This is a genomic window from Streptomyces taklimakanensis (assembly GCF_009709575.1).
Taxonomy (GTDB): Bacteria; Actinomycetota; Actinomycetes; order Streptomycetales; family Streptomycetaceae; genus Streptomyces; species Streptomyces taklimakanensis.
This window is the reverse complement of record NZ_WIXO01000001.1, coordinates 3,736,498-3,761,004: the sequence shown is the minus strand read 5'-3', so window position 1 is coordinate 3,761,004 and position 24,507 is coordinate 3,736,498. Positions and strand designations below refer to the sequence as shown.

Here is a 24,507-nt window from a genome sequence, read left to right as displayed (position 1 = left end):
ACATGCCTTCCGTCGATACCGGGGCACCCGCTCGCACGGGTGCCTCTCCCGAGCGTTTCCCCTCCTCGCCCCGTCGCGTCAGTCTGGCCCTGTTCGCCGTGGGCCTGGCGACCTTCACGCTGCTGTACGCCACCCAGCCCCTGCTGCCCGCCCTCACCACCGACCTCGGCGTGACGCCGGGGCAGGCGAGCTGGACCGTCTCCGCCGCCACCATCGGACTGGCGGTGGCCGTGCTGCCGCTGTCCGTCCTCTCCGAACGCTTCGGGCGGCGCACGGTGATGACGTGCTCGCTGACGCTCGCGGTCGCCGTGGCCCTGGCGCTGCCCTTCGCCCCGAGCATCGAGGCCCTGATCGCGCTGCGCGCCCTCCAGGGCGCCGCGATCGCCGGCATCCCGGCCTCGGCGATGGCGTACCTGGCGGACGAGTTGCCCCCTCGGGCGCTGGTGGGGGCCGTCGGCCTGTTCGTGGCGGGCAACAGCGTCGGCGGGATGTCCGGTCGCGTCCTGACCGGTTGGGCGGCCGAGGGCTGGGGCTGGCGCGCCGGTCTGGCGTCGGTGGCGGTGGTGTCGCTGGTCTGCGCGGTCGTGTACCGGCTGCTGATTCCCCGGGCCCGCAACTTCACCCCGACCTCGCTGCGGCCCGCCGCGGTGCTGCGGACCGTCCGCGACCACCTCTCCGACGGACTGCTGCTGCGGCTGTACTCCCTCGGCCTGCTCTTCATGACGGTCTTCGGCGCGGTCTACACGGTGATCGGCTACCGGCTGGTGGCCGAGCCCTTCGGCCTCTCCCAGGGCCTGGTCGGCTCCATCTTCGTGATCTACCTGGTCGGCACGGTCTCCTCGGCCGCCGCCGGACGCCTGGTCGAGCGGCTGGGCCGGCGCGGCGCCTTCTACCTGGCGATCGGCGCCACCTCCGCCGGCCTGTTGACGAGCCTGGGCGAGAGCCTGGCGGCCGTCCTGGTCGGCCTGGTACTGATCACGGCCGGCTTCTTCGCCGGACACGCGGTGGCGTCCGGCTCGGTGAGCCGCACCGCGAAGACGGGCAGGGCACAGGCGTCCGCGCTGTACCAGATGGCGTACTACCTGGGCAGTTCGCTCGGCGCGTCACTCGGCGCGGTCGTCTACCACGCCGCGGGCTGGTCCGCGACGGTCGCCTTCGCGCTGGGCGCCCTGGTGCCGGCGGCCGGCATCACGCTCTACGCCACCCGTCGGGCGCCGGCCCGGCGGCGGCCGGCGGTCGCGCGGAGCTGCTGACCCGACGCCCCGCGCCCGGACGTGCCCGGTCCGACGGGCACGGACGGGCACGGACGGGCACGGAACCCGCGTCGGCACCGCCGGGCGCCCCGGCGGCCGTGGCCCCCACCACCCGGCGCGGGGGAATTCCGCGACATCCGCGCCGGGCGAATTCACCGGAGCCCGATGACGGACTTCAAGGTGGCCACCGGAAGAACGGATAATTTCGAATCCCTTAACGGGGGACAACGGAACCTTCCGCACCGCACCGAATCACTCGGAAGAAACGCCGCCCTCGGAAAACACCTGCCCGGAAGGGCTCTTTGTCGTTACGCTGAGGCCGCCTCCGCTGGGACGGTCCGGCTCGCCGGCGCCCCGATCGAACCGCCGCCACCTGCGGTGGAGGGCGGTCCACGGAGGCACAGGACGGCCGCGGGCGTTCCGGGGGGAAACCACCGACCGCGGTCTTCGGGGGAGCGGGAAAGGCGGGGTGGGGAACGTCGACATGTCGGGTGAACCGATGCCCCGCGCCCGGCGTACGAGCGCCGTACCCCATGCCGGGATTTCCCGACCAGGCGACCGGAAATCACCTCTCGCCGCTCCCGGAACCCATTCGACGAAAGGTGAGGACGACCCGTGCGACGCATGAATTCCCTTCTTCTGACCCTGGGCGCCCTGTTGGCCGCCTCCACACTGGCGACGCCGGCGGCCGCAGCCGACCGACCGGGCGACCACCCGGCCCCCGTACCGGCCGGCTGGGAGAGGGTCGACGGCCCCGGGTTGGCGGCGGTGACCGACGGGGCGGCCGGCGGGAGGAACGAGGGGCAGACCCTCTCCGCGGCGGAGGAGCCCACCGCGGACGAGGCCGAGCTGATCGCCATGCGGTCGGTCCGCAACGAGCGGTTCGTCGCCACCGAGGTGAACTACGCCGCCCCCAACACCGGTGTGCTGCGGGCCCGTTCCACCGGCGTGGGCGGGTGGGAGAGCTTCGCCTTCGAGTGGGACGACGTCTCCGAGTCCTACGCCCTGCGCTCCACGGCCAACGGCCTGTACGTGGCGGTGGAGAAGAACTTCACCGGTGACTCCCAGTACGCGCTGCGGGCCCGCTCCGCCTCGGCCGGTGGCTGGGAGCGGTTCGACGTCTACTACAACGAGGGCTCGGACCGCTGGGCCCTCCAGTCCCGGCTGAACGGCCTCTTCGTGGCGATGGAGAACAACCACACCGGCCCCCTCCAGTACGTGCTGCGGGCCCGCTCCGCCGAGGTCGGCGGCTCCTGGGAGGAGTTCGAGTTCTACGGCCTGGAGAGCTGACCTCCGGCTCCGCGCGACCGCGCGGAACGGCTGCCCGTGCCCCGACCGGGGCACGGGCACCCGTGCGTCCTCACCGTGTCACGACGTGCGTTCGCCGATCCGCAGGAACGTGATCGAGTGGGGCGGGAAGGTGTGGGTGAAGGTGGTGTCCACACCCCGGATCACCGACCGCTCGGGCCTGATCGGTCGCTCGTCGGCGGTGTTGACCGCGTCCGGATCGCCCGTCAGGACGGTGAGGCGCGCGGTCGGTGCCACCTTTGCGCCCTCGCCCAGGTCGACGCGGGTGCGGGCCGGGGTCCGCTGGGCGTTGACGACCTTGACGATCAGCTCGCCGGTGGCCTCGTCGCGGGTGACGACCTGGCGGAACGGCTCGGCGACCTTGTCGTCGGTGAAGCTCCCCCACTTCTCGCCGTCGAGGTAGAGGGCCACCTGGCGGCCGCGGACCTCGATCCGCACGTCGTAGGCGCGGCCGGTCTCGATCACCGTGCCGTCCTCGATCATCGTCTGCTTGCCGCCGTCGGTCGCCTTCTCCACCGCCGAGCGGGTGTTGCCCCAGCCTCCCAGGTTCCACCAGTAGTGGTTCCCGGTGTCCTTGACGCCGAAGGCGATCAGGAAGCCCTCGCGGCCCTCGCGCTTGGTCGCCCTCACGTGCAGGTCGTAGTCGTGCCAGGCGGGGTCGCCGGCGGTGACCATGGTGTTCTCGGCGGCCGTGTCGGTCTGGACGTACGCGCCGCCCTCGACCGTCCAGGTGCCGCGCCCGGCGGCCTCGGTCCACCTCCCGGCGCCCGAGGAGAAGTCGTCGGCGAACAACTCCTCGCCGTCCGCCGAGACGACCCGCACGTCGTCGTAGGCGGCGCTGGTGGCCCAGGTGGACAGGCCGATCGCGCCGGTGATCGGACCGCTGACGACGGGGGTGGCGGAGGCGGTGCTCGGGACGACCTCGTCACCGGTGTTGGTCATGAACAGCTTCTGCGTCTCGTAGCTGGTCGACCCCCAGGAACGGGCGTTGTCGAACCAGATCAGGTCCGGACTCCACTGCACGGAGTCGGTGTTGGCCAGCAGCGGCGCGTAGGAGGCCATCTCCACCACGTCGGCGTTGCGCTCCAGTCCGGTCATGAACGCGGCCTCGGCGAGGGAGTTGCGGAAGCGGTTGTCCTGGGAGGCGTACTCGCCGAGGAACACCTTCGGCCCAAAGCGGTCGTAGGAGTCGTAGCGCTCGTTGTTCTCCAGGAACCAGCTCGGGCTGTTGTAGTAGTGCTCGTCGACCATCTCGACCCCGGTCTCGCGGGCCAGTTCCCACGCGCGGTCGAAGGTGGCGCCGGTGTCGTCGGGGCCGGAGTTGGCGATCACCGTGATCTCGGGGTGCTCGGCCTCGACGGCTTCGCGGAAGGCCGCGAGGCGCTCGTAGTATGCGTCGGGCAGGTTCTCCTCGTTGCCGACCGCGAGGTGGGTGAGGCCGAACGGCTCGGGGTGGCCCATCTCGGCCCGCCGGGCGCCCCACTCGGAGGTGACGGGGCCGTTGGCGAACTCGATCAGGTCCAGGGTGTCCCGCACATGGCGGCGCAGCAGTTCGGGGTCGTCGGTGGCCTCGTTCTCGCCGCAGCCGGTGACCAGGGCGGGGACGACGGGCAACGGCATCGCGCCGATGTCCTCGGCGAACCGGAAGTACTCGTAGTAGCCGAGGCCGTAGGACTGGTTGTAGCCCCAGAAGTTGGCGTTGGTGGCCCGTTCCTCGACGGGCCCGATGGTGTCCTTCCACTGGTAGGAGCGTCGCCGTTCCCAGTTCGGGGCCTCGTACGCCTCGTGGCTGCCGGTGTTGACCAGACAGCCGCCGGGGAAGCGCAGGAAGCCCGGCTTCAGGGCGGCGATCTTCTCGGCGAGGTCCTTGCGCATCCCGTTGGGACGGCCCTTGTAGGTGTCGCGGGGGAAGAGGGACACCATGTCGAGGCGGAGCGTGCCGAAGCCGCCCGCGGCCACGGTCAGACGTCCAGTGGTGCTGGTGGCGCGGGCGGTGAGGGTGCCGGTGTACTTCGTCCAGCGATCGCCGCGCACGGTCGGGCGCAGCGGTGCGGCGAGGGGCTCGCCGGAGACGTCGTGGAGGGTGACGGTCAGCGGGGTGCCCCGCCTCGAGTCGGTGCGGGCCCACACCGAGAAGTCGTACCGCTCGCCCCTCTCCACGGCGATGCCGGAGTTGTAACCGGTGTTGGTGACGCCGTGGCGGGCGTCGGCGCCGCCGGTGCCGTGCAGTTCCAGGCGCAGGTGGTTGCGGTTGCGTTCGTTCAGGCGGTGTTCGTCGTCCACGACCCGGGCGGTACCGGTCGCGCCGCCGGTGGCGGTCTCGGTCCAGGCGGTCAGACCGGTGTAGGAGGGGTTGTCGACGGGGGCGTACTCGAAGGAGCGGTTCTGGACGAGCTCGGCGTAGAGACCGCCGTCGGCGGCACGGTTGATGTCCTCGTAGAACACGCCGTACATCCGCTCGCCGATCTCGGGGCCGGTGCGGGTGCGGTCGACGGTGAGGGTGTAGTCGGAGGGTGTGGGGGGATCGGCGGCAAGGGCACCGGACGTGGGGGCGGCGGCGAGCGCGCCCGCGAGGAGGGCGCCGGCGAGGAGGCCGACGACGGGGGCCGGTCTGGGTCGTGTGCGCGGCATGAGGCTCCCGAACTCTTCATCGTTCGATATTTCGTACACTGACCAGAACTTCGAACGGGAAGATAGGCGGGAAAGCGGGGGGCGTCAACGCCCCTCGCACCCCCTCGTCCGTCGGGGGCGGCCGCCGGAGCCGAGCAGATCGGGCGGGGATCGACCGCCACCGTCGCGCCCGAGGGGAGAGCGATGACGCCACGCGGCTCGGCGATCGTCGTCCCGGGACCGGCGGCCTCAGCCGTCCCGACCCGCCCGCCGGGGTCCCAGGATCTGCCCCAGCAGGATCAGCACCAGACCGACCAACATGAGGGGGAGGCGGACGGCGACCGGGACGGTCCGTCCGGCCATCAGTCCCACCGCGAGCAGCGACGCCCCCGCGCCCCACACCCCCGGACGCCGCACCCTGTCGCACGGCCACGGGAGCACGACGCGCCCGGTGACCGCCGCCACCACGCCCGACACCCCCAGCGTCAGCACCAACGCGGCGCCGAGCACGAAGAAGAAACCCGACACGTGTCCCCCTGTGGTCCTCTCCGACACCCTGTCGGAACCCGGGGACTCCCCTCCCCCCGGGGGCACCACCATGCCGGAACCCGGCCGTGCGAGGCACCCCTCCACGCCGTGGGCGCCCCGGCGGCGGGACCGTACGGTCTCCCGGCTCCGTGCCCGGCTCGGACCACCACGTCGCTTCCGGACGGTGGTACGGGCCCGTCGAACGGCGTCGGGGGCGACCACGGTCTCCGTGGTCGCCCCCGACACGTCGCGGGTCGGACGGTGTGCTTCAGGCGATGCGGTCGAGGATCAGGGGGGTGGGCTCGACGGAAGCCGTGTCGGTGATCTCGATCGCGTCGCCGTCGAGGGCCCCGAGCGCGTACTCGAAGCGCTCGGGGGTGTCGGTGTGGAGGGTCAACAGCGGGGCGCCGGCGGTGACGCGGTCGCCCGGCTTGGCGTGCATCTCCACCCCGGCCCCGGCCTGCACCGGGTCCTCCTTGCGGGCGCGTCCCGCGCCCAACCGCCAGGCGGCGACGCCGACGGCGTACGCGTCCAGCTTCGTCAGGACCCCGGAGGCGGAGGCCGTCACGGTGTGCCGTTCGCGGGCGACGGGCAGCGGCGCGTCCGGGTCGCCGCCCTGGGCGGCGACCATGCGGCGCCAGTGGTCCATCGCCGAGCCGTCGGCGAGCGCCCCGGCCGGATCGGCGTCCGGCAGTCCGGCCGCGTCGAGCATCTCGCGGGCCAGCGCCAGGGTCAGCTCCACGACGTCGGCCGGGCCGCCGCCGGCCAGCACCTCCACCGACTCGCGGACCTCCAGGGCGTTGCCCGCGGTCAGCCCCAGCGGCGTGGACATGTCGGTGAGCAGCGCGACGGTCCGCACGCCGTGGTCGGTACCCAGACCGACCATGGTGCGGGCCAGTTCGCGGGCGTCGTCGAGGTTCTTCATGAACGCGCCCGAGCCGACCTTGACGTCCAGGACCAGCGACCCGGTCCCCTCGGCGATCTTCTTGGACATGATCGAGGAGGCGATCAGCGGGATGGCCTCGACCGTGCCGGTGACGTCGCGCAGCGCGTAGAGCTTCTTGTCGGCCGGCGCCAGCCCGTCGCCCGCCGCGCAGATCACCGCGCCGACCGAGCGCAGGACGTCCATCATCGCGTCGTTGCTCAGCAGCGCCCGCCAGCCGGGGATGGACTCCATCTTGTCGAGCGTGCCGCCGGTGTGGCCCAGGCCCCGGCCCGAGAGCTGGGGGACGGCGGCGCCGCAGGCCGCGACCAGCGGGGCCAGGGGCAGGGTGATCTTGTCGCCGACACCGCCCGTGGAGTGCTTGTCGGCCGTCGGACGGGGCAGGGCGGAGAAGTCCATCCGCTCGCCGCTCGCGATCATCGCGGCGGTCCAGCGGGCGATCTCCTCGCGCTCCATGCCGTTCAGCAGGATCGCCATGGCCAGGGCCGACATCTGCTCGTCGGCGACCTCGCCGCGGGTGTAGGCGTCGATGACCCAGTCGATCTGGGCGTCGCTGAGACGGCCCCGATCGCGCTTGGTACGGATGACGGAGATGACGTCCATCGTCGGGTGCGGCTCCTTGCGGGGGTGGCGGGACGGGGGGGCGGGACGGGGGCGGGGTGTCAGCGGTCCGCGAGGTCGTCGGGGCCGAAGGCGTCCGGCAGCAGCTCGGACAGGGGGCGGATGCCGCCGGCCGTGTCGACGGCCAGGTCCGGGCCGCCGTGCTCCCACAGGAGCTGGCGGCAGCGACCGCACGGCATCAGCACCCGGCCCCGACCGTCGCAGCAGGTGAAGGCCACGAGCCGGCCGCCACCGGTGGCGATCAGGTCCGAGACCAGACCGCACTCGGCGCACAGGACGACACCGTAGGCGGCGTTCTCCACGTTGCAGCCGGCGACGGTCCGGCCGTCGTCCACCAGTGCGGCGGCCCCGACCGGGTACTTCGAGTAGGGGGCGTAGGCCCGGGACATCAGCTCCCGGGCCTTCGCCCGCAGGGCGGTCCAGTCGACCGCGCCCGCCGCGGGGGTTCCGTGTGGCGCGCTCACTACTTGCCCTCGCCCTTCCGGTAGGCCTTGCCGTTGGCCTTGGGCATCCGCAGCCGCTGCGCGGACATCGCCAGCACCAGCAGGGTGGCGACGTACGGGGCGGCGCTCACGAACTGGCTGGGCACCTCGTCCACGGAGGCGTACCAGACGAACAGCACCAGACCGACGACGGCGGAGACGGCACCGGTCAGGTACTTCTTCCGGTACACCGCCCAGGCGGTGGCCAGGACGAGGAGGATGGCCAGCAGCAGGAGCAGCGCGTGGACGTTCTGGCCGCCGCCGCGCAGGTTGAGGCTGTCGGTGTAGCCGAACAGGCCCGCGCCGAGCGCCAGTCCGCCGGGCATCCAGTTGCCGAAGATCATCGCGGCGAGACCGATGTAGCCGCGACCGCCGGTCTGGCCCTCCAGGTAGATGTTGGAGGCGACCTCGGCGAGGAAGGCGCCGCCCATGCCGGCGAAGCCGCCGGAGATCATCACCGCGATGTACTTGTACTTGTAGACGTTGACGCCCAGCGTCTCGGCGGCGATCGGGTTCTCGCCGCAGGAGCGCAGCCGCAGGCCGAAACCGGTGTGCCACAGCACCCACCGGCTGAGCGGGATCATGGCGATCGCCACGATCGTCAGCAGGGAGAGGCTGGTGACCAGCCCGCCGAGGAGTCCGGCGACGTCCGAGACGACGAACCAGTGCTTGGCGTTGAGCGTCGCCAGGGCGTCGGACACCCCGGGGACGGTGATCTGTCCTATCGGCTCGATCGGCGGGGACTGCTTGCTGGTGCCGCCCTCCATCTCGGCGAAGGTGAAGCTGGACAGGTAGCGGGTGGCGCCGACGGCGAGGATGTTGATGGCCACACCGGAGACGATGTGGTTGACGCCGAAGGTGACGGTGGCGATCGCGTGCAGCAGGCCGCCCAGCGCGCCGCCGACGATGCCCATGACCACGCCCGCCCACGGGCCCCACTGGACGCCGGCCCAGGCACCGAACCAGGTGCCCAGGATCAGCATGCCCTCCAGACCGATGTTGATCACGCCGGCCCGCTCGGCCCACAGACCGCCCAGGCCCGCCAGGCCGATCGGGACGGCCAGCCGCAGGGCGGCGGAGGTCTGGCCGACGGCGGTGATGCCGTGGGCTCCGGTGATCAGCCGCACCGCGGAGACCAGGACCAGGACGCCGGCGATGACGAGCATCCACTCGGCCAGGGTGAGCCGGCGACGGGCGGGCTTCCCCGACTTCGGCTGCTGCGCGGCCGGCTTGGCGAGGGCGGTGCTCATGCCGACACCTCCTTGCGGTTCTTCGGGCCGTTGCCGTTGCCCTCACCGGCAGCGGCGGCCTCGGCGGCGAGTTCCTCGCCGACCTTCTGCTGCTGGCGGCGCAGACCGTAGCGGCGCACGGACTCGTAGCTGATGACGACCGCCATCACGATCAGGCCCTGCATGATCGTGGCGATCTCCTTCTCGTAGCCGTTGTAGTCGAGCGTCGGGGACGCCTTGTCGAGGAAGGCGATGAGCAGGGCGCCCAGGGCGATGCCCACCGGGTGGTTGCGGCCCAGCAGGGCGATGGTGATGCCCGTGAAGCCGACGCCGACGGGGAAGTCGAGGCTGTAGGTGTGGGCGTCGCCGAGCAGGACGGGCATGCCGGCCAGTCCGGCGACGGCGCCGGAGATCAGCATGCTGGTCAGCACCATGCGCTTGGCGTCGACGCCACTGGCGGTGGCGGCGCTGTCGCTGGCGCCGGTGGCGCGCAGGTCGAAGCCGAACCGGGTCCGGTTCAGGATCAGCCAGTACAGGAAGCCGCAGAGCGCGGCGACGACGGTGAACCCGTAGATCTCGCCGGCCGGCCCGAGGTCGATGCCGGGGAACCGGCCGGACTCCGGGATCAGCCCGGTGGTGAGGTTGTTGCCCCGCTGCTCGCCGAACTGGCCGGGCAGGATGAGGTAGGCGATGATGCTGGTCGCGATGGAGTTGAGCATGATCGTCGCGACGACCTCGCTCACCCCGCGGGTGGTCTTGAGGATGCCCGCGATACCGGCCCAGAAGGCGCCGACGAGCATCGCGACGAGCATGATCAGCAGGATGTGGAGCGGCCCGGGCAGGGTGACCGAGGCGCCGGCGACGGCGGCGGCCATCGCGGCGAGCCGGTACTGGCCGTCGACCCCGATGTTGAACAGGTTCATCCGGAAGCCGACCGCCACCGCCAGCGCGGCCAGGTAGTAGGTCGCGGCCTGGTTGACGATGAGCACCTGGATGTCGGAGTGCATCGCGTACTCGGCCATCAGGGAGTACGGCTGCACGGGGTTGCGGCCGGAGGCGAGCAGCACCACCGAGGTCAGCAGCACGGCGACGACGATGGCCAGCACCGGCCCGCCGGCCGCCAGGATCAGCCGGTCCTTGTCGAACTTCTTCATCGTTCCTCTCCCCCGTCCCGGTCCTCGCCCCGACCAGCGGCGGAGGAGCCGTGGGGCCCGTCCTCCAGGTGGCCGGAGGCCGCGCCGGTCATGGCGGATCCCAGGGCTTCCGGGGTGATCGTGGCAGGGTCCGCGTCGGCGACCAGCCGGCCGCGGTACATCACGCGCAGGGTGTCGGACAGGCCGATCAGCTCGTCCAGGTCGGCGGAGATCAGCAGGACGGCCAGCCCCTCGCGGCGCGCGGCGCGGATCTGGTCCCAGATCTGGGCCTGCGCGCCGACGTCCACGCCGCGCGTGGGGTGGGCGGCGATCAGCAGCCGGGGGTCGTGGCTCATCTCGCGGCCCACGATCAGCTTCTGCTGGTTGCCGCCGGACAGGGAGGCCGCGGTGACGTCGATGCCGGGGGTGCGCACGTCGTAGTCGACGACGATCCGCTCGGTGTCGGCGCGGGCGGCCTTGATGTCCAGCCACGGCCCCCTGCTGTTGGGGGCCTCGGTGACGTGCCCGAGGATGCGGTTCTCCCACAGGGGGGACTCCAGCAGCAGCCCGTGCCGGTGGCGGTCCTCGGGGATGTAGCCGACGCCGCCCTCGCGGCGGCGGCGGGTGGGCCAGGAGGTGATGTCCTCGTCGCCGAGGGTGATGGTGCCGCCGTCGGCGTGGCGTATGCCGACCAGGGCCTCGATCAGCTCGGTCTGCCCGTTGCCCTCGACACCGGCCAGTCCCAGCACCTCGCCCTTGCGGATGGTGAAGGTGATGCCGTCCAGGACGGTGCGGGCGCCGTCGACGGCGTCGTGCTCGGTGAGGGTGAGGTTCTCCACCCGGAGCATCGGGGTGTCGGTGACGGTGGACTCGCCGGTCTGGGGGGACGGCAGCTCGGAGCCGACCATCAGTTCGGCGAGCTGCTTGGCGGTGACGTCGGCCGGGTCCACGGAGGCGACGGTGGTGCCGCGCCGTATCACGGTGATGTCGTCGGCGACCGAGAGCACCTCGCCCAGCTTGTGGGAGATGAAGATGACGGTCAGGCCCTCGGCCTTCAGCTCGCGGAGGTTGTCGAAGAGGGCCTCGACCTCCTGCGGTACGAGCACGGCGGTCGGCTCGTCGAGGATGAGGGTGCGGGCGCCGCGGTAGAGGACCTTGAGGATCTCCACGCGCTGGCGGTCGGCGACGCCGAGGTCCTCCACCAGGGCGTCGGGACGGATGCCCAGGCCGTAGGCCTCGGAGATCTCCTTGATCCGCGCGCGGGCGCGGGCGCCGATCCCGTACAGCTTCTCACTGCCCAGGACGGTGTTCTCGGCGACGGTGAGGTTGTCGGCCAGCATGAAGTGCTGGTGGACCATGCCGATGCCCCGGGCGATGGCGTCGCCGGGGTCGGAGAAGCTCACTTCCCGCCCGTCGACGGCGATGGTGCCCTCGTCCGGCTTCTGCATGCCGTAGAGGATCTTCATCAGGGTCGACTTGCCCGCGCCGTTCTCACCGACGATGGCGTGCACGGTGCCTTTGCGGACGGACAGGTGGATGTCGTGGTTGGCGACGACACCGGGGAAGCGCTTGGTGATCCCGGCCAGTTCGACGGCGGGAGGGCTGCTGGACGCGTTGATGGTGCACTCTCCTCGGGCTAAGGAGTGGCTCGTAGGGAGGGCCGGCGGGGCGGGTGACCACAGGTGGCCGGGAGGTGACCGCCGGGCCGTACGGGTGAGGGCGACGCTACCGCCTCGACGGCTGGCTACGCGCGTAGAGCTTGTTCTGCAGTGCGGGCCCGGCCAGAAGACCGGGTTCGGTCTTCGCCGCCGGGCCCGTACCGGGGCGGGGGCGGGAGGCGGCGGGGCGGGCGTCCGGGGAAGTGGACATCCGCCCCGCCGTCCCGCTCCGGCCCACCGGGGTGGAACGGTCGGACGGGGTCAGGACGGGGGTCAGGACCCGGTCGTGACCTCGATCTCGCCGTCGATGATGCCCTCCTTGGCCTTCTTCACGGCCTCCTGGAGCTCGGTCATCTCGGTGAAGGCCGGGTTGGAGTCGGAGAGGCCCACCCCGCCGGACTCCAGGTCGAAGCGGTTCTCACCGCTCAGCGGCTTGCCGTCCTGGACCGACTTGACCAGGTCGTAGACCGCACCGGAGACGTCCTTGGTCATGGAGGTCAGGATGTGGTCCTTGTACTGGGCCAGCGTCTTCTGCTCGTACTGGTCGGAGTCGACGCCGATGACCCACTTGTCCCGGGAGGCGACCGCCTCGATGACGCCCTGACCCGCCAGGCCGGCCGCGTGGTAGATCACGTCCGCCTTGGCGTCGAGCTGGCCGCGCGCGGCCTCCTTGCCCAGGTCGGGCTTGGAGAAGCCGTCCATGTTCGGCGGCTGGGTGAGGTACTGGGTCTTGACCTCGATGGAGTCGTCGGTGTCCTTGACTCCCTGGACGAAGCCCGCCTCGAACTTCTTGATCAGCGGAACCTCGACACCGCCGACGAAGCCGACGACCTTGCTCTCGGTCGCCTTGGCCGCCGCCACGCCCGCCAGGTAGGAGCCCTGCTCCTCGTTGAAGACGAGGTTGGCGACGTTCTCCGCCTGGACGGTGTTGTCGTCGATCAGGCCGAAGGTGGTCTTCGGGAACTTCTCGGCGACCTCCTCGATGGGCTTGGCGTAGGCGAAGCCCACGCCGATCACCGGGTTGTACCCCTGTCGGGCCAGGTCGGTGAGGCGCTGGACCTTGTCGGCGTCCGACTCGCCGTCGGACGGCTCGACGTCTTCGCCGCCGATGCCGAAGTCCTTCTTGGCCTTCTCGAAGCCGGCGTAGGCGGCGTCGTTGAAGGACTGGTCACCCCGGCCGCCGACGTCGTAGGCGAGGGCTATCCCCTTGTCCTTGGCGGAGTCGGAGGAGTCGGAGGAGGACTCGGTGGAAGTGCCGCCACACGCGGTGGCGCTGAAGGCGAGGGCCGCGGCGGTCCCGACCGCGGCGGCGAGCTTGCTTACCCGGCGCAAGAGGACTTCCCTTCGCTCGAAGCGCCTCCGTTGGCGCTGGCTTCCGCCGCATCGTAACGCGCGTAGATGCCAGAAAAAGGGCTCGCGGCGAGCCGTTATCAGTTCGGTGCGAACGGGACGTGTCCGTTTCTTGATGCAGGGTTACGCGGAGGCGTCGACAGGGCGATTCGTCGCCTTCGTCCCCTTCGGCCGGCCCCGCCGGAGCACCTCGACGGCGCTCCGACAGTGACCAAGGCCACCAGGCGTCTCCCCCGCCGGACGCCCTACTCGCGCTCGGCGTCGAGCAGGGCGGCGGCCGTGAACAGCTCCACGCCCGCCGTGATGGCGTTCTCGTCCACGTCGAAATCGCCCTGGTGGAGGTCGCGCGGGGTACGGTCGCCCGGCGGGCGCACCCCGAGGCGGGCCATCGCGCCGGGGACGTGCTCCAGGTACCAGGAGAAGTCCTCGCCCCCCAGGCTCTGCTCGGTGTCCTCCACCGAGCCGACGCCGCGCCGGGCGACCATCGCGTCGCGCAGCAGCTCGGCGGTGGCCTGCTCGTTGACCACCGGCGGGACGCCCCGGATGTAGTCGAGTTCGAACTTGGCGCGGTGCAGGGCGACGACCTCGTCGATCGCGGCGTGCACCAGGTCCGGCGCGGCCCGCCACGCCTGGATGTCCAGGCAACGCAGGGTGCCGGACAGCTCGGCGTGCTGCGGGATGACGTTGGGGGCGTGCCCCACCTGCAGCCGTCCCCAGGTCAGGGCGAGCCCGGCGCGGGTGTCGACGCGGCGGGAGAGCAGCGCCGGGACCTCGGTGGCCAGCTTGGCCGCCGCGGTGACCAGATCGGTGGTGAGGTGGGGACGCGCGGTGTGGCCGCCGGGGCCGTCGAGGGCGACCTCCAGACGGTCGCAGGCGGAGGTGATGGGACCGGAGCGCAGGCCGATGCGCCCGGCCTCGACCTTGGGATCGCAGTGGACGGCGACGATCCGGCCCACACCCTCCAGCACACCGGCCTCGATGGCGTCGGTGGCGCCGCCCGGCAGCACCTCCTCGGCCGGTTGGAACAACAACCGCACCGAGTGCGGCAACAGCCCTCGGCGGGCGAGATCGGCCAGGACGATGCCGGCGCCGAGCACGGCGGTGGTGTGCACGTCGTGGCCGCAGGCGTGCGCGCGGTCCGGGAGGGTGGAGCGGTAGGGAACCGTCTTGGTGTCCGGGATCGGGAGCGCGTCGATGTCGGCGCGGAGCGCCAACATGGGGCGCACACCACTGCCGACGGGCTCGCCGCCGGGGTGGATGTCGCAGACGAGTCCGGTGCCGCCGGGGAGCACCCGGGGACGCAGCCCGGCCTTCTCAAGCCGTGCCGTGAGGGACGCGGTGGTGCGGAACTCCTGGTGCCCCAGCTCGGGGTGCATGTGGAGATCACGGCGGAAGGCGATGAGCTCGGCACGGAGGGCCTCCGGCAGGGCGCCGGGCAGCGGCGTCTCACCGGTGGTCCGGATTCTGGACTCAGGCGACAACAACTGGCTCACCCTGTCGAGGGTAAGCCCAGGTGACGACCCCCGGTGGAGAGAATGGCCAAAGTTCACCCTCCGGAGGCGAGAGAAAACAGGTACGCCGCCGCATACAGCCAGGTGCGGATGGGTATGAACTTCGATTTTCCTCGTCCCACCATGTGGGCAGCGAGCCGATCAGGTCGTGGACGTGCCCGGTTTCAGGGACTGTGAGGACGGCGCCGACGGCAACCGCCGCACCCCCCGCGCGGTGCCGGTGACGCCCGAGAGGAAGCCCTGGGCACGGGGCGAGGCGCCCTCCGTCAGCCAGGCCGGGTCCACGTCGCACACCGCCACCGTCGCGCCGGTGCCGGCCAGCGCCAGGGGGAGGGTGTGCACGACGGTGGACGGAAAACTCAGGATCGTGCGCCCGACGGGACCGCGGCGCGCGACCAGTTCCAGCGGCAGGTCCGGACGGACGATCTCCAGCCCCGCCGCGGCGGCTATGCGGTGGAGCTTGTCGGGGCTTTCCCGACGATGGGCGAAGTACCGGGTGGCCCCGTGCGCGCGGGCCAGGGAGACGACGGCCTCCAGGTAGCGCTCGGAATCCACCACGCCCGTCTCCACCAGCGAGGTGCCCACCAGGTCGGTGCCGTCGGCGAGGGCGGGCGGGCCGAAGCGGGACCGGGTCCAGGAGAAGTCGTTGCGGACGACGGTGACGTGCTCGGGCGCCTCGACCGGCATCGCGCTGAACACCTCGACCCGCCGGCCCGCCGAGGGCGTCATCCGGCGGCGCGCCGCCGCCGAAACGGGCGCGAAGAGCGCCGCACGCGCTCCCCCGGCCCCCCGGCGGTGCCAACGCACCAGGCGCTCGCCCCGGGCGAGTTGCGTGACGAACTCCATGGTGGCCGTCCCGTCGTCGACGACCACCACGTTCCCGGGGAGGGCCTCCGCCCCCTCCTCGCCCTCGGCACGGGCGAGGGAGAGCAGCAACTGCACGTAGCGGGAGAACGGGTCGCCCACCACGATCCGCTCGGCACGGCGCAGCGGGCCCAGCAGGGAGGCGACGGTCCGCAGCGGGGCGCCCGCACCGCCGCGGGCCTCCTCCCAGCGGACCGCGATCCCCTCGTCCCGGGCCAGTTCGGCCATCCGTCGCAGTTGCCCGCGCGTCATCGCCTCGCGCGGTGGCAGGACGACCACGGTGAGCCCGGCGGCCCCCTCTCCCCCGAGGCCCGCGCCCGGCCCGTCGCCGGCGCCCCCGGCGACGTCCCGACGGGCCCCGCCCACGTCCCGACGAACGACGTGAGCCCACTCCAGGACGTTGAGGAGCTGCACCGGACTCTCGACGAAGGCGAGGGTGCCCGTGCGTCGGGAGCCGCGGACCCGGCGCGCCCCCCGACGCGCCGTGCCCTCGCCCTGCCGCGGCGGGCCCCCGAGGGACCCGGAGGAGTTGCCTGCGCTCACCGTGGCCGACCCGTCACACCGTCGCGGGCTCGCGGTCGGTGCCGGCCGCGGCCTCCTCGGTCTCGGCCACCACGCCCTTGACCCGGCGCAGCTTCTTCATCGGGCCGATCTCGCTGTCGTAGACCTTCTTCACGCCGTCACCGAGGGACTCCTCGATGGTGCGGATGTCGCGCACCAGGCGCTGCAGGCCCTGCGGCTCGACGGAGGCGGCCTGGTCCGAACCCCACATCGCGCGGTCGAGGGTGATGTGGCGCTCGACGAAGCAGGCGCCGAGGGCGACGGCCGCGAGGGTGGTCTGCAGACCGGTCTCGTGGCCGGAGTAGCCGATCGGCACGTTCGGGTACTCGGCCTGCAGGGTGTGGATCATCCGCAGGTTCAGCTCGGCGGCCTTGGCCGGGTAGGTGCTGGTGGCGTGGCAGAGGACGATGTTCTCGCTGCCCAGCACCTCCACCGCGTGCCGGATCTGCTTCGGGGTGGACATGCCGGTGGACAGCACGACGGTGCGGCCGGTGGCACGCATGGCGCGCAGCAGCTCGTCGTCGGTCAGGGAGGCGGACGCGACCTTGTAGCAGGGCACGTCGAACTTCTCCAGGAACTCGACGGACTCCACGTCCCAGGGGGACGCGAACCAGTCGATGCCGCGCTTGCGGCAGTACTCGTCGATCGCCCGGTAGCCCTCCTCGTCGAACTCGACGCGGTGGCGGTACTCGATGTAGGTCATCCGGCCCCAGGGGGTGTCGCGCTCGATGTCCCACTGGTCGCGCGGGGTGCAGACCTCGGGGGTGCGCTTCTGGAACTTCACGGCGTCGCAGCCGGCCTCGGCCGCGGCGTCGATCAGCGCGAACGCGTTCTCCAGGTCACCGTTGTGGTTGATGCCGATCTCGCCGGTGACGTAGACCGGGTGGCCCGGTCCCACGATCTTGTTGCCGAGGGTACGGAGGCGGGGGCTGGTCATGCTCAAGACAGTTCCTTTCCGAGGATCCACGAGGCGATCTCGCGGATCGCACCGGCCCCTCCGGGAGTGGAGGTGACCGCGCGGGCTGCGCCGCGTACGACGTCGTGGGCACTGGCGACCGCGACGGGCCAGCCGACCAGGCCGAAGCACGGCAGGTCGTTGACGTCGTTTCCGACGTAGAGCACGCGCTCCGGCGCGATGCCCTGCTCCTCGCACCACTGCTTCAGGGCGAGGTCCTTCCGGTCGATGCCGTGGAGCACGGGGATCCGCAGCTTGCGGGCCCGTGCGGCGACCACCGGGTTCTCCTCCGTGGACAGGATCAGCAGCGGCAGTCCCGCGCGGCGCAGGGCGGCGATGCCGAGCCCGTCGCCGCGGTGGACCGCGACCGTCTCCCGTCCGTCGGAGTCGACGTACACCCGGTCGTCGGTCTGGGTGCCGTCGAAGTCGAGTACGACCGCGTCGATGTCGTCGCGGGCCGGGAGCGCGCCGGGGCGCCCCGAGGTCCCGCCGTCCAGCAGCGGCGCGAGCGCGCGGGCGCGGGCGAGGTCGTGGGGGTCGTCGACCTCCAGCACGCGCGCCGGGTCGGTGCGCACCGGCTCGGTGCGGCCGAAGAAGCGGTGCCCGGCCGCGCGGAAGCCGTCGGCGCGCATCGCGTACGCGGCGCCCGTCTCCAGCAGGTCCTGCGGCCGGTCCTGGCGGCGCGGGCGGTGGGCCTTGTCGTGGTTGACGCCGTGGCCGCCCGCCCCCGGCTCACCGTCGCGCCAGACGAAGCCGTGGAAGGGGGCGACGGTCAGCGCGCTGTCGGCGCCGCCCTCGGTCACCGCGTCGGTCACCGCCTCGATGTCCTCGCGGGTGAGGAAGGGGCTGGTGCACTGCACCAGCAACACCACGTCGGCCTCCCGGCCGTGCCGCCGCGCGTGGACGTCCATGGCGTGCAGGACGGCGGCCTCGCTGGTGGCGGTGTCGGAGGCGATGTCACCGGGCCGCTCGACGACCTCGGCGCCCGCGCCGCGGGCGGCCTCGGCGATGGCCCGGTCGTCGGTGGAGACCACCGTGTGCGTCACGCCCCGGGCCGCCAGGCACTCCCGTGCCGCGCGCACCACCAGCGGCACGCCGCCGACGGTGGCGAGGTTCTTGGCGGGCACGCCCTTGGAGCCGCCCCGGGCGGGGATCACGGCCAGGACGATGGGGGCGTTGGGGGGCACGGCTGTGGCTCCTCGTTCCGTTCGCTGTTCCGTTGGCTCTGCTCGCTCCACCGGCTCCACCGGCTCCGGCGCCTGTCGGGGCGCGGTCCGCCCGGCGCCGCTCACAGCTCCCCCATCCGGCGGATGACCGGCGCCACGCGCTGGACGCCGTGGCGGTAGGCGCCGCGCGCCGCGTCCCGCACGGCGGCGCGGACGGCCCGGCGCAGTCCGGAGGCGGGCCGGTCGGCGACCGCGCCGGGGCCGGGCGCTCCCGAGGGGTCGAGCCCGTGGCGGGAGAGCACTCCGGGCAGGTATCCGGGGGCGGTGGCGAGTGTGTAGTAGGGGGCGATCGGCGGCAGCGCGTCGCGGGCGACGAGCGTCGCGACGCGCTCGCGGGCGGCGTCGAAGGCCGCCTCGTAGGGGCCGTCGGCGACCACGCCGTTGCGGGCCGTCCACTCCGGGTCGGCCTTCGGCAGCAGTCCCTCGTCGAGCTGGTCCCAGGAGGCGAGGCAGCCCGAACCGAGGAAGTGGTGGTTGCCCAGTGCCTCGCGGACGCCGAGGTCGGTGAGGATCGCGGTGGGGATGCCGCGGTGCAGGGACTCCAGGGCGGCGGTGGAGCTGACGGTGACCAGCAGGTCGGTGCGGTCCAGCACCTCGCCCATGTGCCCGTAGACCAGGCGGCAGTTGTCCGGCAGTCCGCCGGGGAGCCGCGCCGCGAGCTTCTGGTACGGCTGCTCCTCGATGTGCGTGGTGTGCTCGCCGGGCTTGCTGCGCAGCTTGACCAGCACCTCGCGCTCGGGGTGGCGACGGGCGTGCTCGGCGGCGCGGCGCAGCAGGTACTCGCGGTCGGCGCGGTTCGCGGGCACGGACGGCTGGACGGCGAAGACGACGGTGTGCGGCCGCTCGTCCGACCTCTCGTACGGGGCGCCGCCCAGGAAGGGCAGCGCGCACTCCACGACGCTGTCGGCGTCCACACCCACACCCTCGTAGACCGCGCGGAAACGTTCCGCGTCGTGGGTGGAGTTGGCCAGCACGACGTCCGCGCCGTGCCGCAGCAGCAGCCCGTCGGAGAGCTTCTCGTAGACGACCCCGACGTAGCCGGTGACGGTGACCGGGCGACGGCCCTCCCGTCCGTCGAGGCCGTGCGCCAGGCCGTGCAGCATCGCCTGCACCGTGCCGCCGACGCAGGAGAGCACCACCACGTCGTACGTGTCGCGGTCGGCGACGCGCAGGAACTCCGCGGCCGTCACCTCGCGCAGCGAGGCGGCGCGCACGCCGACCTCGTCGAGCTGCCGGGCGGTCGGGGTGGCCCGGCCGCGCAGCAGCAGCCCGTCGATGCTCGCGTCGGGGGCGATGCGCCGCGCGGTGAGCGCGCCCCATTTCCAACGCGTGTCGGAATCGGCGAGCACGGCGACGCGCAGCGGCGTTTCCGGGGAGTCCGAAGTGGTACGTGATGGCACGTCGCCGACGCTAGGAAGGCATTCCGATTCTCGGCCCAACGGGAACGCAACAGACGGTTAACAGCACACCGACGGAAGGCCAACCGGCCTTCTGGAGAACGGGGTTCACCGTTCCGACACCGCGATTTCACCCGGCATTGTGGCGCAATACAGCGGCCACGCCACACGGACACCTAATCTCTCCGGAGTGGTCAAGCTCTCCGTCATCGTGCCGTTCGGAAATGTTCGGCCCTACGCCCTCGACACACTGCGGAGCCTGCGGGTGAACTCCGCGGAATTCGACAAGGGGGAGATCGAATTCGTCCTGGTCGACGACTTCTCGACCGACGGCACCTCGGACCTCCTGGACCGCGCCGAGAAGGACCTCCCCGGCGCGGTCGTCGTGCGCCGCGCCCGGCGGGGCGGAGTGGCCACCGCGCGCAACAGCGGCCTGGACGTCGCGCGCGGGAGGTTCGTCACCTTCCTCGACGGCGACGACTGGGTGGCCCCCGGCCACTACCGCGACCTGTCGGCCGCGATCGAGTCGCTGGGCTGCGACTTCGTCCGCACCGACCACGTGGTCTGCACCGGCCGCAGACGCACCCTGGCGCGCGTCCCGCACGGCCGGCGCGGCACCGTGCTCGACCCGCGCGACGCCATCCTCCCCGCCCACCGCACCACCTCCGTCGACTACGCCTACGCCTGGGCCGGCGTCTACCACCGGCGGTTGTGGGAGAGCGGGGTGCTGCGCTTCGACGACGGACTGCACACCGCCGAGGACCGGCCGTGGATCTGGCGGCTGCACCGGGAGGCCTCGTCCTTCGCGGTGGTCGGGCTGACGGGCGTGTTCTACCGGCGCGGGGTGGCGACCTCGCTCACCCGGATCGGCGACGAACGGCAACTGGACTTCGTCCGCGCCTACGACCTGCTGGTCGCGGAGACCTCCCGGGACCGGAACGCCGAGGCGCTGCTGCCCAAGGCCGTCCGCACCTACTGCGCGGTGATCCACCACCACCTCACCGGCGACCGCTTCGAACCGCGCCTGGCCCGCACCCTCCGCGCCCGCTGCGCGGCGGCCCTGCGGCGGCTGCCGGACGACCTGGTGCGGGAGGCGCTGGACTCCATGGACGTCGAACGCTCCGCGCGGCTGCGCCGGTTGCGCCGCCGCCCCACCCTCTCCCCCGCGCTCGGCGCCGCCCCGGTGGCGGCCACCGCGCCGACCACCACGCCCACCACGACCACCGGGGAGGACGCCCGATGAGTCCCCGTCGCGTCCAACTCCTGGCCGCCGACACCCCGCACGGCATCGCCCTGTTGGCCGCCGCCGTCGACGCGGGCCTGCTCGGCGAGGGCCGGGAGCGGCTGCTGCTGACCGCGAGCCGCGCCCCCGCCCCCGAGACCGTCCCCGCCCCGGACGAGACGCCCGGCCCGGCGGCCCTGCTGAACCGTTTCGACCGGGTGCTCTCCTGGTCCCGTCTCATCCGCCCCCTCCACCCCGCCGCCTGGGCGCCGCGTCCGGACGACGCTCCGCTGTGGGAGCGGCAACTGCGCTCGCTGTGGGGCCTGGAGGACGCCGAGGTGGAGCTGGTCGTGGAGCGGGTCGGGACCGGGCCGGCGCGGGCGCTGGCCCGGATCTTCCCCGACGCCCCGCTGGTGGTGTACGCCACCGGACTGTCCGCCTACGGCCCCACCCCCGGCAAGCTGGACCCGCTGGTGGGCACCCGGGTGCGGCGGCTGCTCCACCCCCCGCTGCTGCCCGCCGCGCGTCCGTTGCTGCTGTCGGAGTTCGGGGTGCCGGCCGAGGCCGTGCCCGCCGGGGCGCTGCGGGACGTGGCGGCGAAGGCGGCGCGGGCCCTGCCGCCCACGGGAGCCCCGGAAGGGGCCGTGGTGCTGCTCGGTAACGATCCGCAGGCGCCGGGCGCGCTGCCGGCCGCCGCGGAGGAACGGCTGCTGGTCCGGACGCTGCGCGCGGTGCGGGAGACGGGCCCGCGGGCGGTGGTCCTCGCCCCGCACCCGGCCGCCCCGCCGCCCCGGACGACGGCCCTGGAGAGGGCGGCCGCCGAGCTGGGCGTGGAGCTGTACGTCCCCGAGTGGGCCCACCCCGTGGAGGCGTTGTACGAGCTGCTGCGTCCGTCGCTGGTGATCGGCCGTGCCTCCGGCGCGCTGCCGGCGGCGAGCGCCGTCCACGGGCTGCCGGTCGCCCGGTACGGCACCCGGGAGACGCTGGAGCGGATGGCCCCGTACGAGAACGAGGACCGGGTGCCGGCGGTGATCGTCGACGCGCTGGTGCCGGAGCCGGCCGCCGGGGCCCGCTCGGCGGAGGGCGCCGACGTGCCCCCGTCGGCCGGTGGGGGCGCCCCGCTCGGGGCCGAGGAGACGGCCGCCCTGGTGCGGGCGGTGGCGTTCTGCATGTGGCCGCGGGTGCTCCCGGAGCTGCGCGACGAGACCGAGCGCTTCCTGACCGCCCACCCCGACGAGCGCGTACGGCGGTACTTCGCGCGCCGCCGGCTGGCCTCCCTCGGACTGCCCGGCGGGGTCCCCGGCCCCCTCACGCCCGTCGTGCGCAGTCCGGTCGTGCGGCGCACGGCGCTTCGGGCCCGTGCGCTGGGGCGGGGGGCACGCCGGTGAGCGGCCGGTGACGGCGACCGTACGAGACGGCCCCGCGCCGTGTCCTTCGTCACAGCGTTCCGTCCCGCCCGCCACCGGAAGGCCCGTTTCCGCTGGGTGGAGGGCCCGTTGGGGACCACCGCGCCCACCGGCCTCCGCACCGAAGTGACCCACGTCTCCGTTTGCTCGGTGTTTGTTCGGCGCGGCACCCCGCATGCTGGAGACCGCGCCCCTTCCGCGGCGAACGCGGAGGGAGCGGAGACAGACCACGACGCGAGGCGAGGACACCACCATGGGCCACACGATGGCGGCGAGGCTCCCGGCACTCCTGTTCCGTACCGGCGGACCGTCGGACGAGGAGCGGGAGAAACTGGTCGAGCAGGCGCTCGGCTGGACTCTCACCGTGCTGGTGTCCGTGATCGTCACCGGCCTCGGCCTGCTGTAGCGCCTCCGCCCGCGCGGTAGGCGCACGCCGACGCACGACGGGGCGCCCCCGGTCTCCCGACCGGGGGCGCCCCGTCGTCGCGTGCCGGGTCCGGCCGAGGGCTCAGAAGGCGTCGGTGGGGACGTAGGCGCCCCACACCTCCCGCAGGGTGTCGCAGACCTCGCCGACGGTGGCCCGCGCCCGCAGCGCCTCCTTCATCGGGTACAGCACGTTGTCGCTGCCCTCGGCGGCCTTGCGCAGCTCGGCCAGGGCCCCCTCGACGGCCGCCCGGTCGCGTTCGGCCCGCAGCCGCTCCAGCCGCTCGGCCTGCTGGGCCTCGATGGCCGGGTCCACCCTCAGCGGCTCGTAGGGCTCCTCCTCGTCGAGCTGGAACCGGTTGACGCCGACCACGACCCGCTCGCCGGAGTCGGTCTCCTGGGCGATGCGGTAGGCGCTGCGCTCGATCTCGTTCTTCTGGTAGCCGTGCTCGATGGCGGCCACCGCGCCGCCCAGCTCCTCGACCTTGCCCATCAGCTCCAGCGCCGCGGCCTCGACCTCGTCGGTCAGGGACTCCACCACGTAGGAACCGGCGAAGGGGTCGACGGTGGCGGTCACGTCCGTCTCGTACGCCAACACCTGCTGGGTGCGCAGGGCGAGGCGGGCGGACTTGTCGGTGGGCAGCGCGATGGCCTCGTCGTAGGAGTTGGTGTGCAGCGACTGGGTGCCGCCCAACACCGCGCCCAGGCCCTGGACCGCCACGCGCACCAGGTTCACCTCGGGCTGCTGCGCGGTGAGCTGCACCCCGGCGGTCTGGGTGTGGAAGCGCAGCATCATCGACTTGGGGTTCTCCGCGCCGAACTCCTCCTTCATCACCCGGGCCCAGATCCGGCGGGCGGCACGGAACTTGGCCACCTCCTCCAGGATCGTGGTGCGGGCGACGAAGAAGAACGACAGGCGGGGCGCGAAGTCGTCCACGTCCATGCCGGCCGCCACCGCGGTGCGCACGTACTCGATGCCGTCGGCGAGGGTGAAGGCGATCTCCTGCGCGGGCGTCGCCCCGGCCTCGGCCATGTGGTAGCCGGAGATGGAGATGGTGTTCCAGCGCGGGATCTCCGTCTTGCAGTACTTGAAGATGTCCGCGATCAGCCGCAGTGACGGCTTGGGCGGGAAGATGTAGGTGCCGCGGGCGATGTACTCCTTGAGCACGTCGTTCTGGATCGTGCCCGTCAGCTTCTCCGAGGGCACGCCCTGCTCCTCGGCCACCAGCTGGTAGAGCAGCAGCAGGACGGCGGCGGGGGCGTTGATCGTCATCGAGGTGGAGACCTCGCCCAGCGGGATGCCGTCGAAGAGCACCCGCATGTCCTCGATGGAGTCGATGGCCACGCCGACCTTGCCGACCTCGCCGTGGGCGATGGGGGCGTCGGAGTCGTGGCCCATCTGGGTGGGCAGGTCGAAGGCGACCGACAGGCCCATGGTGCCGTTGGCGATCAGCTGCTTGTAGCGGGCGTTGGACTCCACGGCCGTGCCGAAGCCGGCGTACTGACGCATCGTCCACGGCCGGCCGGTGTACATCGTCGGGTACACGCCCCGCGTGTACGGGTACGAGCCCGGCTCGCCCAGCTTCTCGGCCGGATCCCAGTCGCCCAGCGCGTCGGGGCCGTAGACCGACTCGATCGGCAGACCGCTCTCCGTGAGCCGAGTCTTGCCAGTCCCACGTGCCATCTTCGGTTCCTCCCGCTTCGGCGCCCTGTCGCCACGGACTGTAGCGATCGGGGAGAGAGCGGTGGGAGAGCCACGGCCTGGGAGCTTTCTCACAGGTCGTCCGCGTCCCTGCTCGAAGGGGCGCGGACGCGCGGGGCGCGGGG

19 protein-coding genes are annotated in these 24,507 nt (G+C 72.6%); 5 read left to right on the top strand and 14 right to left on the bottom strand.

Annotated elements, in window-relative coordinates; all coding sequences use genetic code 11:
• The first annotated feature begins 2 nt into the window (after window positions 1–2).
• A complete protein-coding gene (locus F0L17_RS16725; RefSeq protein ID WP_155071710.1) occupies window positions 3–1,253 on the top strand; it encodes an MFS transporter in 1,251 nt (416 codons plus the stop codon).
• Between the two features lie 624 nt (window positions 1,254–1,877).
• Complete coding sequence (locus F0L17_RS16720; RefSeq protein WP_155071709.1) at window positions 1,878–2,543, top strand: fascin domain-containing protein; 666 nt, start codon at window positions 1,878–1,880, stop codon at window positions 2,541–2,543.
• A 78-nt stretch (window positions 2,544–2,621) separates the two neighbouring features.
• Here F0L17_RS16720 and F0L17_RS16715 read toward each other — a convergent pair whose 3' ends face one another.
• The 13 genes from F0L17_RS16715 to F0L17_RS16655 form a co-directional block, all read right to left on the bottom strand.
• The gene (locus F0L17_RS16715; RefSeq protein ID WP_155071708.1) at window positions 2,622–5,192 is read right to left on the bottom strand and encodes an alpha-L-arabinofuranosidase C-terminal domain-containing protein; all 2,571 of its coding nucleotides are present in this window, start codon (window positions 5,190–5,192) and stop codon (window positions 2,622–2,624) included.
• A gap of 228 nt (window positions 5,193–5,420) precedes the next feature.
• A complete protein-coding gene (locus tag F0L17_RS16710; RefSeq protein WP_155071707.1) occupies window positions 5,421–5,699 on the bottom strand; it encodes a hypothetical protein in 279 nt (92 codons plus the stop codon).
• 268 nt (window positions 5,700–5,967) lie between these two features.
• A complete protein-coding gene (locus tag F0L17_RS16705) occupies window positions 5,968–7,245 on the bottom strand; it encodes a thymidine phosphorylase (RefSeq protein WP_155071706.1) in 1,278 nt (425 codons plus the stop codon).
• 59 nt (window positions 7,246–7,304) lie between these two features.
• Complete coding sequence (locus F0L17_RS27645) at window positions 7,305–7,727, bottom strand: cytidine deaminase (protein ID WP_338018111.1); 423 nt, start codon at window positions 7,725–7,727, stop codon at window positions 7,305–7,307.
• Complete coding sequence (locus F0L17_RS27640; RefSeq protein ID WP_155071705.1) at window positions 7,727–8,995, bottom strand: ABC transporter permease; 1,269 nt, start codon at window positions 8,993–8,995, stop codon at window positions 7,727–7,729. The genes F0L17_RS27645 and F0L17_RS27640 overlap by 1 nt, the downstream gene beginning before the upstream one ends.
• Window positions 8,992–10,128 (bottom strand): ABC transporter permease, encoded by a 1,137-nt coding sequence (locus F0L17_RS16690; RefSeq protein ID WP_155071704.1) that lies wholly within the window; start codon window positions 10,126–10,128, stop codon window positions 8,992–8,994. The genes F0L17_RS27640 and F0L17_RS16690 overlap by 4 nt, the downstream gene beginning before the upstream one ends.
• The gene (locus F0L17_RS16685; protein WP_338018269.1) at window positions 10,125–11,726 is read right to left on the bottom strand and encodes an ABC transporter ATP-binding protein; all 1,602 of its coding nucleotides are present in this window, start codon (window positions 11,724–11,726) and stop codon (window positions 10,125–10,127) included. The genes F0L17_RS16690 and F0L17_RS16685 overlap by 4 nt, the downstream gene beginning before the upstream one ends.
• 312 nt (window positions 11,727–12,038) lie before the next feature.
• A complete protein-coding gene (locus F0L17_RS16680; protein WP_155071702.1) occupies window positions 12,039–13,097 on the bottom strand; it encodes a BMP family lipoprotein in 1,059 nt (352 codons plus the stop codon).
• A gap of 263 nt (window positions 13,098–13,360) precedes the next feature.
• Complete coding sequence (locus F0L17_RS16675; protein WP_162466294.1) at window positions 13,361–14,608, bottom strand: amidohydrolase; 1,248 nt, start codon at window positions 14,606–14,608, stop codon at window positions 13,361–13,363.
• A 159-nt stretch (window positions 14,609–14,767) separates the two neighbouring features.
• Window positions 14,768–15,904, bottom strand: coding sequence for a hypothetical protein (locus tag F0L17_RS16670; RefSeq protein ID WP_162466841.1), 1,137 nt, complete (start codon window positions 15,902–15,904; stop codon window positions 14,768–14,770).
• A 142-nt stretch (window positions 15,905–16,046) separates the two neighbouring features.
• Entirely contained in the window at window positions 16,047–16,988 is a 942-nt protein-coding gene (locus F0L17_RS16665; protein ID WP_155071701.1) for an N-acetylneuraminate synthase family protein, read from the bottom strand.
• A 2-nt stretch (window positions 16,989–16,990) separates the two neighbouring features.
• Window positions 16,991–18,193 (bottom strand): cytidylyltransferase domain-containing protein, encoded by a 1,203-nt coding sequence (locus F0L17_RS16660; RefSeq protein WP_162466293.1) that lies wholly within the window; start codon window positions 18,191–18,193, stop codon window positions 16,991–16,993.
• A 101-nt stretch (window positions 18,194–18,294) separates the two neighbouring features.
• Entirely contained in the window at window positions 18,295–19,632 is a 1,338-nt protein-coding gene (locus F0L17_RS16655) for a DUF6716 putative glycosyltransferase (protein ID WP_420802423.1), read from the bottom strand.
• A 187-nt stretch (window positions 19,633–19,819) separates the two neighbouring features.
• On the opposite strand from F0L17_RS16655, the gene F0L17_RS16650 reads away from it, so the two are divergent.
• The 3 genes from F0L17_RS16650 (at window position 19,820) to F0L17_RS16640 (ending at window position 22,663) form a co-directional block, all read left to right on the top strand.
• Window positions 19,820–20,872, top strand: coding sequence for a glycosyltransferase (locus tag F0L17_RS16650; protein ID WP_162466292.1), 1,053 nt, complete (start codon window positions 19,820–19,822; stop codon window positions 20,870–20,872).
• The gene (locus F0L17_RS16645) at window positions 20,869–22,239 is read left to right on the top strand and encodes a hypothetical protein (protein ID WP_155071699.1); all 1,371 of its coding nucleotides are present in this window, start codon (window positions 20,869–20,871) and stop codon (window positions 22,237–22,239) included. Before F0L17_RS16650 ends, F0L17_RS16645 begins: the two co-directional genes overlap by 4 nt.
• Before the next feature lie 271 nt (window positions 22,240–22,510).
• A complete protein-coding gene (locus F0L17_RS16640) occupies window positions 22,511–22,663 on the top strand; it encodes an SCO1431 family membrane protein (RefSeq protein WP_162466291.1) in 153 nt (50 codons plus the stop codon).
• A gap of 102 nt (window positions 22,664–22,765) precedes the next feature.
• Here F0L17_RS16640 and F0L17_RS16635 read toward each other — a convergent pair whose 3' ends face one another.
• Window positions 22,766–24,364: an acyl-CoA mutase large subunit family protein gene (locus F0L17_RS16635; protein ID WP_155071697.1), complete on the bottom strand. Its 1,599-nt coding sequence runs from the start codon at window positions 24,362–24,364 to the stop codon at window positions 22,766–22,768.
• Window positions 24,365–24,507: the final 143 nt, after the last annotated feature.